This window comes from Paenibacillus sp. MT124 (assembly GCF_058792755.1).
Genome location: NZ_CM179500.1, coordinates 3,823,276 through 3,839,236, shown reverse-complemented (window position 1 = coordinate 3,839,236; position 15,961 = coordinate 3,823,276). Strand labels below are relative to the sequence as shown.

The window sequence follows — 15,961 nt, the reverse complement described above, 5'->3', positions numbered from 1 at the left end:
TTTCTATCGTTCCGGGACATACCGTTTACGAGCAGCCGAATGTTATGCAGAGCTTGCTCGATTAACGATGTAAATGCCGATCGACACGAACAGGAGGGCAATCAGATTTTTTAGTTCCATAATACTTTCTCCCAAAAATAGAGCAGAAAGTAATGCGCCAAATACGGGAATCAGGAAGTTATACACCGACACTTTTCCTACTTTGTTGTATTTCAGAAGCAGATTCCATAGACAGAATGCCGCTGATGACAACAGAACCAAATAAATTAAGTTACTGGTGGATTCCAGGGTGAAATGTGTAACCTGCCCGCCAAGCAAGAGGCCCAGCAGACCAAGCATTAATCCGCCGACAAACAAGCTGAATCCCGTAACGACCAATACATCCATGGAAGATGTTAGATGCTTTGCGTAGATGGCAGTAATGGAAAATATAAAAGCAGCCACAATCACGAAGCCTTCACCTGTAAATGTAAAAGAAAATGCAAATAGATCTGTGTTGAAGTTCACAATGATGACTCCGATAAATCCAAGCACAGTTCCCATGACTTTTTTATTGCTTAGCTTGTCATTTTGATACAGGAAATGGGCTAGCACCACACTGAAAAAGGTTGCTGTCGCGTTCATAATGGAGCCTTTAACACCTGTCGTATTGGATACACCTATGTAAAAAAACATATACTGCAGTCCTGTTTGCATGACGCCCAGCATAGAGAGGCTGGTCCATTGTCGTCCAGATAGAGCAAACTTTCGTTTTCCAATCAGTCGGTACAGGATTAGAAGCAGCAAGCCTGCGAGTATAAATCGATACCCTGCAAATACAAACTTGGAAGCAATATCTTCATGCATGATGTTAAAAGCGATATACCCTAGTTTAATAGAGGGGAAAGCACTTCCCCATAACAAGCAGCATAGGCTTGCAATTAGGGTTACAACCAGTGGATCTGTTAATCTGTGCGGTTTCTCAATTGCGTTACTGTCGTTCACGTTTAATCTTCTCCTCAAATTGTAGTGCGTATGTGATGCAACAAATACATTCTAGACCATATCACATTTCCTGCGGCTTGTATCCAAAAGTTGAATGGACTCTGTTTAAGCAGGAGGCTGTATGAAGGATGTGGAATATATATACAGATTACTGTAAAGGAGGTGGTTAGATGGTCTTTCCAACGCATATTGTATCGGCAGGCGGAATTGTAGAAGACGGACACGGAAATGTCCTGTTAGTAAAGGCCCATGACGATGGCTGGGTCTACCCAGGCGGGATTACCGAAGTAGGAGAAAACCTGATTGATGGCGTGATCCGTGAAATCAAGGAAGAAAGTGGGATAGAGGCCAGTGTTAGTCGTTTGATTAGTGTGGTCTCGAATACAGCAGTACATAAGTGGTATGACGGTGTGACGGATGTACCGACAAAGGTCATGTTTGATTTTGTGTGCAAATTAGAAGGTGGAGAATTAGCTGCATCTGAGGAAACGAGCGAGTGCAGGTGGGTTCCCAAGGAACAGGTGCTGGATTATATTACACTACCTGCTATCCGCATGCGTTATGAAGCGTATCTGAATTTTCAAGGTTCAGTGAATTACGTGGAGTATGTCACTGCGACAACATCGGAGTGTAACACCAAGCTTCATCGACATGTTTAGCTGTACGGGTGCTTGCCGTTGAATAAAGTTATGTGCAGATGCTCAAGCGTCAATTGGTTGAACAGCTGTTGATTGGACACAGGAGAGCAGGCGATTCGTTGGATCGACTGCTCTTATTCATACGGCCGGAGACTGATGTGATGTTTTCAATATTAATGATAGATACGAAGTTTCATAAAATTCAAAAAGTCGCTCTGCATCGAGCCCAGCGTAAGGATCTTCCTGGGAATCATGAATTTCCATCGCCGGCCTTGAACATGGAATGACCATGTTGCAGACAATAAGGTTCCAGAATGATAGGTTTGATCTTGTAATTCAGCTGTTTGGAATTCAACTTTATGTATGACTTTAGTCGAGAAAAAATTGAGAAAAAGGATGATTAATTTATCTTCATTTATGAGCAATATAGCCCGGCTTGTCTTCGCTGACCAGCTCTGCGGAGTGGAATAACATATGAACATGTTAGGTTCTCTATGAGTTTGAGTTAGCCGATTCAACAATTTTTTGGTAATAAAAATCATGGTTCAATGTCCCTTCTGTTGTGATATCTAATTCTTTAATCTGTTCCTAGAAATTCCGATCTAACAAAACCCCTACTTGTTCTGCAATAACCTGAGTTGACTCCGAAATTCCATTGGTAAGCCACGCTTCGACGATCTCCACGATTGCCGCTCCAAAGAAATTAAGAATGATCACCTTGCTTAATCCCTGATTTATTCCTTCGGTTATATTCACTTCGCCCTCTAATTCTTCACTAACAAATGCAAGAAAATGATGACGAAATACAGAGGCGCCCTTGCTTGATAACATGGCTGAAAAGAAGGGATGATGATGTTCAAAGTATTCAAACCAGAGGAGATTTCCCTCTGCAAAACTCAAGTCAGATGCGGCTTCACATATTCTTCGTAGCTCGTTAATGTGTTCTTCAATAAGTTTGTCGAGCAAATCAAATTTGTCCATGTAATGATCATAGATCGTTCTTCGACCGACGTTTGCCCGATTGGAGATGTCCTGAATCGTAATTTGATCCAGATTTTTTTCAGACATTAGTTGGGTGAATGCATTCTTAATGGCTTCTTGTGATTTTTGTACTCTTCGATCCAATTTGGACATGGGGTTCGCACCTTTCCTGAGGGTAGTCGCACATTATTTCAAATTTGTGCAATAGCGCACGAATGAAGACGGTTTGTTTATTGAAGCTATATCACTTTCCATTTATATTATACACATGTGCGGTAACGCATCAATATGTATTATCCCAATCAATTATGTTTCCTTCACAGAAATAATAGAATAGAAACCTGCAGGGAGGCGAAGCACTTGGATCGAATTGAAAAGAGCAAGGAAAAATACCAACAACTGTTTGGTGAAGGCGTTCCTTCTTCTTATGCAACAGATCCTGAATTTCAGGACATCCTAAGCCGTTTTATCTTTGGAGAAGTGTTCGATCAAGGTACGCTGACGGACATTCAGCGGGAGCTGCTGACACTGGTCGTCCTTACGGTCAATCAGACATTACCTCAGCTTAAGGCTCATGTAAGTGCGGCATTGAATGTTGGGGTGACTCCGGTTGAAATTAAAGAGGCCGTTTACCAGTGTGCCCCATACATCGGTTTTCCGAAAACATTAAACGCCATTCATGAAGTGAATGAGGTGTTCACGTTCCATAATATTGCATTGCCTATTGAAAGCCAAAGCCAGGTTTCAGAACATAGTCGTTTGGAAAAAGGGCTTGCTGTTCAGATTGAGATTTTTGGTGATGTCATTGAAACAATGAGAGCAAGTGCACCTTCGAACCAGAAGCATATTCAGGAGTATCTTTCGGCTTTTTGCTTCGGGGATTTCTATACCCGTGACGGACTTGATTTGAGAATCCGGGAATTGTTAACACTGGCTATGGTTAGTGCATTGGGAGGAGCCGAAGGCCAAGTTAAGGCACACGTACAGGGAAATATAAATGTGGGAAATGACAAGGAAACGCTGATTGCGGCGATCACACATTGTCTGCCTTATATGGGTTTTCCAAGGACACTCAATGCACTTGCTTGCATCAATGAAGTGATTCCGGAAAATGAAGAGAAATCATTTTAATCAACAGATTGGAGAAATCAAATATGACAAAACATGAAGAGGTAAAGAACGGCGTTATATTTCCGGTAGGAGAGAAGAATGAAGCTTATGCCCAATATTTTGTGGGACAAAGCTATCTTCAAGCTCTGGTTGCAGATCCGAAAGTGAATGTTGGCGTAGGGAACGTGACCTTTGAACCGGGCTGCCGAAACAACTGGCATATTCACCGTGACGGATTTCAGATACTATTAGTTACCGGTGGAGAAGGGTGGTATCAGGAGGAAGGCAAGCCTGTCCAATTCCTGAAAGCTGGCGATGTTATTGTTACGCATGATGGTGTAAAACACTGGCATGGTGCCGCAAAAGACAGCTGGTTTGAACATATAGCGATCACTGCAGGTACACCTGAATGGCTTGAACCTGTCACGGATGAAGTTTACGATAGTGCGACGAAGTGAACCACCAGATTCTCATGAACCACAAGTTTTGAGCTGAACAAAAGAGGCACCCGTAAGGGTGTTTTTTGTTGCTTTTATAGAAATCTATTGCGTTAATATTAGAAGGTTTTAGAGAACCAGTGTAGAAATGCAATGGATAAAGTTTAAATCCATATTTTCGTTTAGGAGGAGTCAGCTGCTTACAAATGACGAACGGAATAGGTCACGAGCCGATAAGCGAAATCATGATCAAGGAATTAAGTGAGATGAGGTGGGATGAAGGGGAGCTGGACTTACTAGGCTATCTTTACTAGAATTGCGCTCGCAAATGGATATTGTACATAAAATTATAGGAGGATATCATGCAATCTAATAACACCATAAATAACAGACTTTCCATTATATGTGGAGATATTATTCTTCGGGAATATCGGCTTTCTGACCTGGAGCGTATTCATGAACTCACATGGCAACCTGAAATTCATGGCTATTTACCAGGGTGGAATGTTCCAAAGGAAGTTCGCCAAGATTGGCTGATACATTACGAAATCCCAACCAACAATGAATTTATTCAACGCGTGCAAGAGGGCAAACCTGTGGAGGAACTCATTTTAAGATTAGGGATTGTTTTGAAAGAGACAGGAGAACTTATCGGATGGTGTTGTTCTGGTATAAAAGATGAACTACCGAATCCGAATAGAGAAATCATGTACGCAATATCAAAAGAACATCGAAATCGAGGTTATGCTTCTCAAGCTGTTAGAGGGATTGTTCAATATGTATTCGAAAATACAGAAGTTGAACAATTAAATGCAATTGCACTCTTAGAGAACGGGTCGTCAAATAAAGTCATTCTGAAAAACCATTTTCTCTTCATTGCTGAGATTGAAATTGAAGAGGAGAAGTACAACCATTACCAGCTTCGCAAGGCAGATTGGTTAAATCTCTGAAGTCTAACAAAATCGTTTTCAACTGGGCTCGATTCTGAATCTGTATTTCCTGGGCGAAACACCAGCAAATTTCTTGAACTGCCTCATAAAATGGGTGTCATTTTCATAACCACATGCATCCGCAATCTGATTAACGGAGAGCTCACTGTGATCCAAAAGATATTTGGCATGCTCAAGCCGGGCATGAATCATATCCGTCATTACGGAACAACCAAATAGCTCTTTATAGATGTGTTGAAAGTAGGATTTGCTCATATTTAATCGTGAAGCTTGTTCTGTTACGGTTACGTTTTGCTGAGGAGAGCGATAGATATCGTTGCGGAGTTCAGTAAATTGAATGTAATAACGGCTAAGTTGGTGGGGAGTAGTTCTTGCTCGCAAGTCACTCAATTTCATGAAGAAAGACTGAAGGTCGCAATCGATAATTTTCTCACGCAGCTTTCCATCCAGTCTGTAACAATTCTGAAGTTCCATGATGCTTCTGGAAATCAACAAGGGATCTGAAGCTTCCATAAGCGTGTCCACAGGAAATTGAATACTTAGGAGAAATTCGTGGAAATCGCTGCCGTTACAGTGGAACCAATCATTAATAAATGGACTCTCCAGCTCACGGTAATAATGAGGCGTTTGAGGTTGAAACAAAATGAAGGTATTCTTCTCCACCGTGCTCGTGTTGTCATGCAATCTCACTTCTGCTCTGCTATTAAAAAACACAAAGGTGTAATTTCCCGAACCATTTGGCCGGTTTCTCACAATCCCTTCATGGTGAATGGTGCGATAGCCGCAAGAAAGTAACGTAAGCATGCCTTATCCTCCTTAGCACAATAGGTCAGTTTTTGATGATTATAGTTTATTGTTTACGTCAAAACAACCATCTATAATTTCTAAAAATGTTTATTTTGAAGGAGGAGGAGAAAGTGTCGGTTGACAGAAAGTATTGGGTCGATACGTTGGTTCGCATAGCGCATCCTGTGCTCTGTTCCTTATCGGAAAGCAGACTAGTTATCGATATGCCTGTCGAATCAAAGGGGGGAGATCGTACCGACTACGCCTATTTGGAAGCTTTGGGGCGGACTTTGGCAGGAATTGCACCATGGCTTGAACATGGCCCTCGTTCAGGTGAGGAAGGGGAGATTCGAGCCAGGATGGCAGATCTGGCCAGGCGTGCAATCGGAGTGGCGACAGATCCAGCTTCGCCCGATTTTATGAATTTCACGCAAGGCGGCCAGCCTGTTGTTGATGCTGCTTTTCTTGCGAATGCGGTGCTTCGGGCTCCACATGAGCTGTATGAGCTGCTGGACGAGAAAGCAAAAGATAATCTGAAATCAGCTCTGCTCGCCACACGGATTATACGCCCTGTATTCAGCAACTGGCTGTTGTTTAGTGCCATCATTGAAGCGGCTCTTGCCCGAATGGGTGTAGAGACTTGGGATCGCATGCGAGTGGATTATGCGGTAAGGCAGCATGACCAATGGTACATGGGTGATGGTGCATATGGTGACGGGCCTGACTTTCATTGGGATTACTATAACAGCTTTGTGATTCAACCCATGCTCGTAGATACATTGGACGCGTTAGGAGATCAATTCGACGATTGGAAGGCGATAAGGATCAGGGTGTTAGACAGAGCCATTCGCTATGCTGCCATCCTGGAACGCCTAATTTCACCAGAAGGCACCTTCCCGCCCATTGGGCGATCACTTGCCTATCGTTTCGGAGCATTTCAGCATTTATCTCTCATGGCACTCCGAGAGGAACTCCCGGTAGAAGTGGAGCCAGCTCAAGTTCGCTGTGCCCTTACGGCTGTGATCCAGCGGCAGATTCAGATGCCAGGGACGTTTGACGATGCCGGATGGCTGCGAATTGGATTCGCAGGAAGCCAGCCGGAAATCGGTGAAGCTTACATATCAACGGGCAGTTTGTATCTGTGCACGACCGTATTCCTTGCGTTAGGACTCTCACCTGAGGCTGATTTCTGGCAGGGAGAGGCCGAGTGGACTTCACGGAAAGTATGGTCCGGAGGAGAGGTCAATCTGGATAAAGCCTACCATGATCAAAAGTTTAAATGGGGTTGAGGAACGTTTTTGGCAATCATATTGATCATTTGTTCGTGCAGCCTCATGAACGGATGTCATGGAGAGGGAAGAATAGAACTGTATGGTGAGTCGCTGTAAAGCGGCTTTTTTGTTCTCGACTTAATGATATTGATTATTGTTCTCATTTACACGCTCCGACATTTACTGTATACTGACAATAGTTATTTTACATAATGGTCAAAAAGACAGACTAGAATGGAAAAGGGAGAGGTTATTTACATGTTGGTGTCCGTAAAAAAAGGGATGTTTCTTTGTTTAATTACTGCAATGATTCTGGTGCTTGCTGCGTGTTCAAGCGGTGGCAGCGACGGTGCCAAGGGCAGCTCACAGCAAGCTGTGGAGAGCAGCGCCACGAATGCAGCAGCAGATGGTGAGCAGACTGATGCTTCAGCTGCAGCTGAAACAACTTACCCGGTAACCGTGTCGAATTATACTACAGAGAACGGAACTTGGGTCGCCAAGGAACAAACATTTGACAAGGCACCTGAACGCGTTGTTGCCAATACCCAAGGTGCAGCCGAGCTGATGATTCGCCTTGGATTGACGGACAAGCTCGTGGGAGTAGCGGCTTTGTTTGGCAGTGTGCCTGAAGATATTGCTGATGAGTTTAAGAAAATCCCTGTTCTGGCCGAAGGATATGTTGGGAAGGAAGTGACCATTGGCGCTTCACCTGACCTGATTATGGGACGTGGCGGACTGTTTGAGGATGCCGACTGGGGTGTGGGTACAGTCAACAGCTTGAATGATATGGGTATCAAAACGTTTGTGCAGAGCACGAGTGTTACTGATGCTTCGTTGGATAGTCTGTATAAGGATATCACCGAGCTGGGCGAGATCTTTAACGTACAAGCTACCGCGGCGGCATATATTGAGGAGCTTAAAGTACGCGAGGAAGCATTGAAGGCTCGTGCTAGTGCTGAAACGATCAACTATGCGTCCTTCTCGGATAATGGTGATGGAACCATTGCGGTTTACAACGGAAATGGAGATACATTTATCGAAAGTGCAATGTCATTAATCAACGTACATAATATGTTGATCAATGAAACAGGCACACTCAGTCTGGAGAAGCTCATCGAGATCAATCCGGATGTGATGATCATTTCCAAATATGCTGGCGGTATTGATCCGCAAGAAACGATTGACAAGTTGCTAGCCAACAAGCAGGTGCAAAGTATTAACGCAGTGAAAAACAAGAAAATCTATGTTATTGATTTCAACAATTTCTGGGGTTACGGAGATTCCATCTTCACAGGTGTTGAGAACCTTGCTGATGATATGGGGTTGTAATATAACCTAATTTATATAATTCATGTGTTACGATATTATATCTTCACATTCAAGTAGGAGCCAACTTTCGGAGTTGGCTCCTTTTCTTGTCTCATTATGAGTACGATTAGCAATCAATGGAAAAAACGTTTTTCAAAGTTTATCAATGGCACGAATAGGAACCAATAGTGGTTCGATACTTCAGGAATTTTAACTGTTCCAACCGGTCTCCATGCAGTTTAGGGTTTGAAACATACGTTTCATCCCATTTCCCCCTGAAATGTATGATAAAGTAGTATATTTGAGAGTGAAACTCAGAATTGTCGTCAAATGAAGGGCGGATGTTTAATCATGTTTAATGTTGCCATTTGTGATGATGAGGAGAAACAAAGAGAGCTCGTGAAAGCGATGCTGATCTCCTTATCTCTGAAAACGAATATTGATTTCCAAGTTACCTTATTTGCATCCGGTGAAGAGTTGATTTCTCATTACAAAACGGCTGGGAATACCTTCCATATTCTCATTATGGATGTGGAGATGAACGGAATGAACGGCATACAGACAGCCAAAGAGATCAGAACGATGAAATTTCTGGATGTGCAAATCATGTTTCTGACCAGCTATCCGGAGTATATGGTAGAGAGCTTCGATGTGGTTACTTTTCAATATCTGATCAAACCGATCCAGACACATATCTTCGAGGAGAAAATGATTAAACTATGCCAGTACTTGAGATCAATGGACAAAAAGTTTGTATTAATCAAATCAGCTTATGAAGAATTGTTATTGAAATACGATGATATTCTCTGGATTGAAGTGATGAAAAGTCTAACAATCAAAAACAAACTGAGTTTTGTAACTAATGAAAGCACGCATGAAAGTAAAGGTATTATTTCGAATTATGCGGATGCTTTGAAGAATCATGGCTTCTTGCAAATTCATCGCTCAATTGTCATTAACCTGATGCATGTCCAGAAGTTTAGCGGCTCCCAGGTCGTCATGTTAAATGGTGCGGAATTGCCCATTGGTCGTTCAAAAGTCAAGGAAGTCAAGGATGCCTACACCAAATATATGATTATGAGGATTCAATGATATGGAACCATTTACAATCTTGTCTGTCATCGTCGTTACGCTGCTTATGGCATTCCAGGTGAATTTTTATTTTAATTCGGTACTGGGCAAGTCCAGGCAAAAGCCGAAGAGAGTGGTCTATTTTGCTCTGTTTATTGTCTTATGTTTTTTCTATCTGGCTTCTACATTGCCTTCGGTCATCTCGTCGCTGGTTGTCTTAATATTTATCTTCAGTCTGGCGCAATCCTATGACGTGGAGTTGAAGCTAAAACTGGTTTTCACGGTCCTATATGCCGTATTGGTCACCATGGTGAATTATATTGCTGTATATATTATGAGTGTCTGGGACGCTACGGATTACACCACATGGGATCACTTCAACGAGGGTTATCATGGGGTGTTCTACAAGGTGATGCTGCTTGGCTGCAGTCTCATGTTTATTGTCATTCAAGTCGTTCGTCTTATTGCCAAACGCAGAAGTTTCGCCCTGCACTATCGCTATTATCTTTTATTTCTCATTGTACCGATCATTACGTTATATCAGATTAATGTGGCTTCGAACTACAGTGAGAAAAACATCTTTTATATCATTTCCGTGATGGGCTCGCTGTTTCTCAATGTGTTCATTGTCTATGTATTCGATAATATGATGGAGAAGGTTCAGCTTGCGAATGAGAATGCCCAGCTGCAGCGTCAGATGGATTATCAGGATGCCAACTACGAGAAGACAGTGCACAGTTTCAAAAATGTGAAAGGCATCATCCATGATATTCATCAGCAGTTTCTGTACATTGAAGAATGTATCAAGCAAAACAAACATGAAGCAGCTTCTGATCATATAAAGCTTACCTTAAATAAGATTGAAGGCGTGTACCAGCGGGTAAACTCGGGCAATCTCGTGATCGATGCGCTTGTCACCAATACCATTGCCGTAGGACAGGCAAACGGAATCAAGATTGACGCCCGCATTCAGCTTCATTCTCAACAGGTCCATATCGATCGTTATGATCTCTGTGTTGTACTTGGCAATATGCTGGATAATGCAGTCGAGGCTTCCAAGAAAGTCAGGCAGGCAGAAGACAGGTATATCCTGATTGCCATTCATTCTACTGCATCTGCGATTGTCATCCAGGTGTTGAATCATGTAGAGCAATCACTAACCAATTTGAAAAGTGAGAAGCCCAATCCGGAGTTTCACGGAATCGGCCTTACGAATATATCAAGGATGTGTGAAAAATACGGTGGGCATATGACGATTGAACATCATCATCGGACATTCAATAACATGGTCGTGCTGCCCTTTGAAGTCAACAGTCTCTGAACATGCCGTTCAGGGATTGTTTTTTTCCATTCAGGGTTTGTTCACGTTCAGAGTGTCTCTTCCCAGATATGATGAATTCATCTTATCGAAAGTACTGAGGGAGGAAGCTGAGGATGAAGAAACTGTTCAGTGTGTTATTTACAGCGGTGCTTGTGATCACTCCGATGACAGACGTCAAGGCAGAGGCGAATAAGAGCACTTCAATTGAAAAGCAGGTAGAACGAATGGCCACAAATCTGGTGCAAAATTATGGAGTCACAAGTCTACAATATGCGATTAGGGATCAGGGAGAAATCATATTGTCGGGCAGCACTGGTTTTCACGACAAAGCATCCGAGACACCGGTCACCAAGGAAAGTATGTACGGCATTGGCTCGGTGAGCAAGATGGTTGTCACCGCAGCCACCATGATGTTGGTGGATTCCGGGAAAGTAGATCTGGATGAGCCTCTTACTACCTATATTCAGGACTTTGAGATGGCGGATGCCAGGTACACCCAAATTACCCCGCGGATGCTGATGAATCATTCATCGGGTCTCTACGGTTCACATTACGGGAACAGCATGCTGTTTGACGACAATGACATGCGCAACCACGATGAACTATTGCTTAAACTCAAAACTGAAAAGTTAAAATCGAAACCTGGTTCATATTCCGTATATTGTAACGATGGCTTTCAATTGCTTGAGATCCTGGTTGAACGCGTGAGTGGTTTAAGCTACAGCGATTATGTCGCCAAGTTTATCAGTAATCCGTTACAGCTGAAAGCAACCAAAACACCGCTGGATGCATTCGATAGAGATCAATTATCTGAAGCGTATTGGCCCACGATTGAAACCAAAATGCCAGTTGAAAATGCGAACATTCTTGGTACAGGTGGGATATACTCCACATCCGAAGAATTGACCGAATTTGCTGAAGTATTGATGGGTAATAGACCGGACATATTGTCCGAATCCTCGGTCAAGTCTATGCAAAATCATGAATATCGACAAGGAATATGGGTATCAGATGAGCGAAACACGTTCAATTATGGCCTGGGATGGGATGCTGTGGATCTTGCCCCGTTTAGCGATTATGGTATTACTGCACTTGCCAAAGGTGGAGACACCATGATGTATCATGCATCACTAATTACCATACCTGAGCATGATATTTCAATGGCGGTTCTGTCCTCAGGTGGGTCCTCCATCTACAATCAGATGTTTGCGAGCAAAGTACTGCTGGAGGTATTGGAGGATCAGGGTGTCATCGAGGAAATCAAGGAAGATCAGACATTCTCCCCACCCGTAAAAGTGAAGATGCCTACGGAGCTTAATGCGTATTCGGGTCTGTACGGTACAATAGGTACAACACTGGATATTCAGGTCAAAAACGACGAAATCACACTGCCAGCTTTGCAGGGCGGAATCATTCCAGAGCAGAAGTATGTCTACACTGGAGAGGGCCAATTCACAAGTACGGATGGAAGTGTGAAGGCCAGTTTCGTGAAGGAACAGAACGGTAAAGTATATGTTAAGGTGCAGGCAGTGATTACATTGCCGGGTTTAGGTCAAACGGTGATGAACACGTATGATTATCAAAAATTGGAACCCAACCCTTTGAACACAGCCACAGAAAAGAAATGGACAGATCGCAGCGGCTCCAAATATTACGCACTAGATGAAAAAATCACATCGATTTTTTATCTGCTTCCTTCGATGCTAATCAAAAATCTGAGCGTGGATACGGAGAACGGTTATGCAAACGGCACTCAAATTGTAGATTCAGACCATGCAGTGAATGTGGCAGAGATTCCCGTGATGAACGGTAGAGATGCTTTCGATCTGCAATTTTACACCAAGAATAATGCTGAGATTTTGATTCAGGATGGGCAGGAATATATTGCAGAGGATGCGATTACACCGATCTTTGGCGGCAAGACAGGTAAGGCCACCATACCGGCGAGCGGTCAAGCCCGTTGGTTTGCTATCGATTCTCGTTCTGCGAACAAATCGTTGACTGTAGATTCGCCGAATGGCGGGGGGTATGCGGTATATAATGAGCAGGGCGAAGTGGTTCACTTTTCCATTGCAACCCCTCAACAATCCATTGAGCTTCCCAAAGGTGGCTTTATCGTCTTTGGTGGTGAAGCTGGAGATGTCTTCAAGATCCATTTAAAATAAACGCGGGTAACATTATACGAGTTCAATAGAATTAACAGATCACGAGCACACGCTGCCCGGGGTCTGTTTTTTTATAGTAAGTATATGGAATAATCAGGAAGGGTTTCTGAGGTGAATAAAGAAGGTAGTGATATGCTGTGCTTAAGATATTCTAATTCAAAGGAGACCTGATGACAGATGAAACATGAAGAACGGTTTTCAAACCGGGTTGATTCCTATACGAACTACCGCCCGAGTTATCCGAAAGAGGCCATTGATTATCTATACACCTCCGTTGGTTTGCATGCGAACAGTAAGATCGCAGATATTGGTTCAGGGACAGGGATTTTCTCGAGATTACTTCTGGAACGTGGAAGCTATGTTATAGCCGTCGAGCCGAATCAGGCCATGCGCGCAGCCGCCGAGCAGATGCTAGAGAATGAACCGAACTTTCAGACGATATCAGGCTCTGCAGAATCTACGGGATTACCTAATCATTCGGTAGAATTTATTGTGTGCGCACAGGCGTTTCACTGGTTTGACCGCTTGGCAGCGCAGACCGAGTTTAGGCGAATTTTACAGCCGGGAGGTAAAGTGGTATTAATCTGGAATTCCCGTCTTACTAGCGGTAACTCGTTTCGGGTAGAATACGATCAGCTGCTGCATGCGTACGGAACCGACTATGAAAAAGTGAATCATAAGAATATTTCCGAGTCTGTACTTCATTCTTTTTTCAAGGAAGGCACGATGCAGAAAGCGAACTTTCAAATGAGTCAGGAGTTCGACTTCGAGGGCTTGAGAGGCAGATTGCAATCATCTTCCTACAGTCCTGTGCCCGGTCATCCCAATTATACGCCGATGATGTCTGAGCTTCAGAACATATTTGATCGAAATAAACGGGAGGGTACGGTTCTTTTTGATTATGAAACGGAGATATTTTGGGGAGAAGTGTGATGGACCTCAATCTGGCCCTTCAAACGTATGGGAGCTTGTTCAAATGTTTGCTCATGACTCGTGGGCGTCACTTTTAATAATGGGCCTCCTTTTGTCGATAGCTTCTCGTTTCGTGTTTCGGCCATAAATGTAAGTATCGTTTCATGTAGATGATAGCGTTCATTAAAAAAATAATCTGCAGCCGTTCACAGAGAACCTGAGAGCGGCTGTTTTTTGTGAAATACCGGTAGAACTGCGGGAACTCTCCCATAGATCGTTTGGCGAAACAAGAACCTTCATGAAGATGTGTCTCTTAATCTTTTTGCAGCAATAAAGGTTCGATCGCTAGCGCTATACGAATTCGTAGACTTTCAGCGGGATCTTTGAGTCTTACATCCAGGAATCTTTCACACTTTTCCAATCTGTACACCACCGTATTCCGATGCACGAAAAGCTGTTTGGATGTTTCGACAAGCTGGCATTGTGTTTCATAAAATGCATTCAAGGTACGGAGCAGCTCTTTTCTTTCGGATTCGTCGGCGATTTGCAATAATCCATCTAGAGTCGATTCGTAAAATTGTTTTAGTTCGTCGTGAGGAAGCATATGGAATAAATATCCGATATCCTTGGCTTGATAGGATTGGACAAATTGTTTGCGTTTAAATCGATAGCCGAATTGCAGCGCATTGACTGCTTCTGTGTAAGAATGGCGAACGCCAAGCACATTCATTGCAGGTTTGCCGATGCCAACCGACATGTTCATTCCATTCTCATGATGGAGGTGTTTAAGCATTCCAGTGAGATGCTCGGTGAGCTTCGCCTCGTCCCAGCCTGACTCCGGGATGGATAGTAGAATGCAGTAGGTATCATGTTTGGTAAACATGGTGAAAGAATGCTCCAACGCACCAAAATGACGTTTAATATGCTCGTATTGCTCCTCTTGTTCGGTCAAGTTGTCTCCCTTTAGAGCCGCCTCCTCGTCGTTACGAATAGCCAGCACGACACAAGAATAACCCTTTCTAAGCCCGTATTTCTTGCCGCGGTTCAGCGCTTCCTGCTCGAAAGTAATATACCCCTCGATCAAATCGGAAAAAAACTCGTTTTTATGCCTGCGCGAACGTTCCTTGACTGCTTGGGATTTGGTCAGCTCCATTCCAATAACGTTGGAGGCTTGTTCAAGCGTTAAACCGTACAGACCAGTCCATTGATCTGGCGTATGAAAAGATAACAAATAGCCTTCGTGACGATACGTTTTTACAGGGTATACCAGCATGCAGCTGCGTTCCCGAAGAGATGAGTCGATTAAGCACAATGAAGTCGGGCTGGAGGTATCGGACAAGTTGTGAAGTGCAGTAACTGCTGCTGCGGTAAGCTCAGTAATAATTGTATTTTGATTGGTGGCAGCAATGGTTTTCCATTTGTTGTTTAGCAGGATGACTGGGGAGGAGAGCAGTTTGGATAAGGACTGGATAATGCCGGAAATTCCTTTGCCGCGCATGATCATTTCGGAGAATTTCTTGTGAATGCTAAGTGCATATTGAAGTTCGTCGCTCTTATTGTTCAGAATAACACTGGTCGATCGTTGCAAAATCTCACCAAGGGATAGACATACATCGGAAATTTCAATGATAGGAAATTCGATACGGTCGGCTTCATGTAATATTTCATCAGGGATCGGAAGTTCAAAACGCTTGGTTTTGATGGCCAAGCCGGAGCAGCGAAGCCGCTGCATGTCCCTGATCAGGTGAATGAACACTTCAGGTTGCTGTTTCATGAAATAGCCGTTGGTCAGCAAGAGCTCGTTTGGCCTCAAAAACCGTATGATATCAGGACAGTCCATAATGTTAACGGTTTGAACCTCGCGCGTAAGACCCTTGTGCCCAGTAATCACTCTGGCATCATCGTAAATGCCGTTATTGAGCAAATCTATTAGCAGCACATCGACCCATCCCTTTCTGGAACAAGTTAAACTATTGTTAAGTAATATAACATTATGATCCTTGCGAGTAAATATCTTTGGCTTGTTC

14 protein-coding genes are annotated in these 15,961 nt (G+C 43.3%); 10 read left to right on the top strand and 4 right to left on the bottom strand.

Features of this window, described 5'->3' with window-relative positions:
* Positions 1 to 42 precede the first annotated feature (42 nt).
* Positions 43 to 984: a DMT family transporter gene (locus AC3RCI_RS17260; protein WP_492525749.1), complete on the bottom strand. Its 942-nt coding sequence runs from the start codon at positions 982 to 984 to the stop codon at positions 43 to 45.
* A 170-nt stretch (positions 985 to 1,154) separates the two neighbouring features.
* On the opposite strand from AC3RCI_RS17260, the gene AC3RCI_RS17255 reads away from it, so the two are divergent.
* Positions 1,155 to 1,643, top strand: coding sequence for an NUDIX hydrolase (locus tag AC3RCI_RS17255; RefSeq protein ID WP_492525747.1), 489 nt, complete (start codon positions 1,155 to 1,157; stop codon positions 1,641 to 1,643).
* A gap of 567 nt (positions 1,644 to 2,210) precedes the next feature.
* On the opposite strand, the gene AC3RCI_RS17250 is transcribed toward AC3RCI_RS17255, so the two are convergent.
* Positions 2,211 to 2,756, bottom strand: a complete 546-nt coding sequence (locus AC3RCI_RS17250; protein WP_492525745.1) for a TetR/AcrR family transcriptional regulator — start codon at positions 2,754 to 2,756, stop codon at positions 2,211 to 2,213.
* A 207-nt stretch (positions 2,757 to 2,963) separates the two neighbouring features.
* Between AC3RCI_RS17250 and AC3RCI_RS17245 the strand changes: the two genes are divergently transcribed.
* The 3 genes from AC3RCI_RS17245 to AC3RCI_RS17235 all read left to right on the top strand — a co-directional run bounded on the left by AC3RCI_RS17245 (position 2,964) and on the right by AC3RCI_RS17235 (position 5,100).
* Positions 2,964 to 3,734 (top strand): carboxymuconolactone decarboxylase family protein, encoded by a 771-nt coding sequence (locus tag AC3RCI_RS17245; protein ID WP_492525743.1) that lies wholly within the window; start codon positions 2,964 to 2,966, stop codon positions 3,732 to 3,734.
* 23 nt (positions 3,735 to 3,757) lie between these two features.
* Complete coding sequence (locus AC3RCI_RS17240; RefSeq protein ID WP_492525741.1) at positions 3,758 to 4,171, top strand: cupin domain-containing protein; 414 nt, start codon at positions 3,758 to 3,760, stop codon at positions 4,169 to 4,171.
* Positions 4,172 to 4,512: 341 nt separating this feature from the next.
* Positions 4,513 to 5,100: a GNAT family N-acetyltransferase gene (locus AC3RCI_RS17235; RefSeq protein WP_492525740.1), complete on the top strand. Its 588-nt coding sequence runs from the start codon at positions 4,513 to 4,515 to the stop codon at positions 5,098 to 5,100.
* An 18-nt stretch (positions 5,101 to 5,118) separates the two neighbouring features.
* Here the strand turns inward: AC3RCI_RS17235 and AC3RCI_RS17230 are convergent, their stop codons facing one another.
* Positions 5,119 to 5,904: a helix-turn-helix transcriptional regulator gene (locus AC3RCI_RS17230; protein ID WP_492525738.1), complete on the bottom strand. Its 786-nt coding sequence runs from the start codon at positions 5,902 to 5,904 to the stop codon at positions 5,119 to 5,121.
* A gap of 86 nt (positions 5,905 to 5,990) precedes the next feature.
* Between AC3RCI_RS17230 and AC3RCI_RS17225 the strand changes: the two genes are divergently transcribed.
* From AC3RCI_RS17225 to AC3RCI_RS17200, 6 genes are all read left to right on the top strand, one after another.
* Entirely contained in the window at positions 5,991 to 7,175 is a 1,185-nt protein-coding gene (locus tag AC3RCI_RS17225) for a DUF2264 domain-containing protein (protein ID WP_492525736.1), read from the top strand.
* A gap of 240 nt (positions 7,176 to 7,415) precedes the next feature.
* Positions 7,416 to 8,486 (top strand): ABC transporter substrate-binding protein, encoded by a 1,071-nt coding sequence (locus AC3RCI_RS17220; RefSeq protein WP_492525734.1) that lies wholly within the window; start codon positions 7,416 to 7,418, stop codon positions 8,484 to 8,486.
* Between the two features lie 330 nt (positions 8,487 to 8,816).
* On the top strand, positions 8,817 to 9,557 hold the full coding sequence (locus AC3RCI_RS17215; RefSeq protein ID WP_492525732.1) for a LytR/AlgR family response regulator transcription factor: 741 nt from the start codon (positions 8,817 to 8,819) through the stop codon (positions 9,555 to 9,557).
* Position 9,558: 1 nt separating this feature from the next.
* Positions 9,559 to 10,857 carry a GHKL domain-containing protein gene (locus AC3RCI_RS17210; RefSeq protein ID WP_336781903.1) on the top strand — a complete coding sequence of 433 codons (1,299 nt, stop codon included), beginning with the start codon at positions 9,559 to 9,561 and terminating at the stop codon, positions 10,855 to 10,857.
* Between the two features lie 113 nt (positions 10,858 to 10,970).
* Positions 10,971 to 13,022, top strand: a complete 2,052-nt coding sequence (locus AC3RCI_RS17205; RefSeq protein ID WP_492525730.1) for a serine hydrolase domain-containing protein — start codon at positions 10,971 to 10,973, stop codon at positions 13,020 to 13,022.
* A 177-nt stretch (positions 13,023 to 13,199) separates the two neighbouring features.
* Positions 13,200 to 13,955, top strand: a complete 756-nt coding sequence (locus AC3RCI_RS17200) for a class I SAM-dependent methyltransferase (RefSeq protein ID WP_492525728.1) — start codon at positions 13,200 to 13,202, stop codon at positions 13,953 to 13,955.
* Between the two features lie 292 nt (positions 13,956 to 14,247).
* On the opposite strand, the gene AC3RCI_RS17195 is transcribed toward AC3RCI_RS17200, so the two are convergent.
* Positions 14,248 to 15,873, bottom strand: a complete 1,626-nt coding sequence (locus AC3RCI_RS17195; RefSeq protein WP_492525726.1) for a PucR family transcriptional regulator — start codon at positions 15,871 to 15,873, stop codon at positions 14,248 to 14,250.
* Between the last annotated feature and the right edge of the window lie 88 nt (positions 15,874 to 15,961).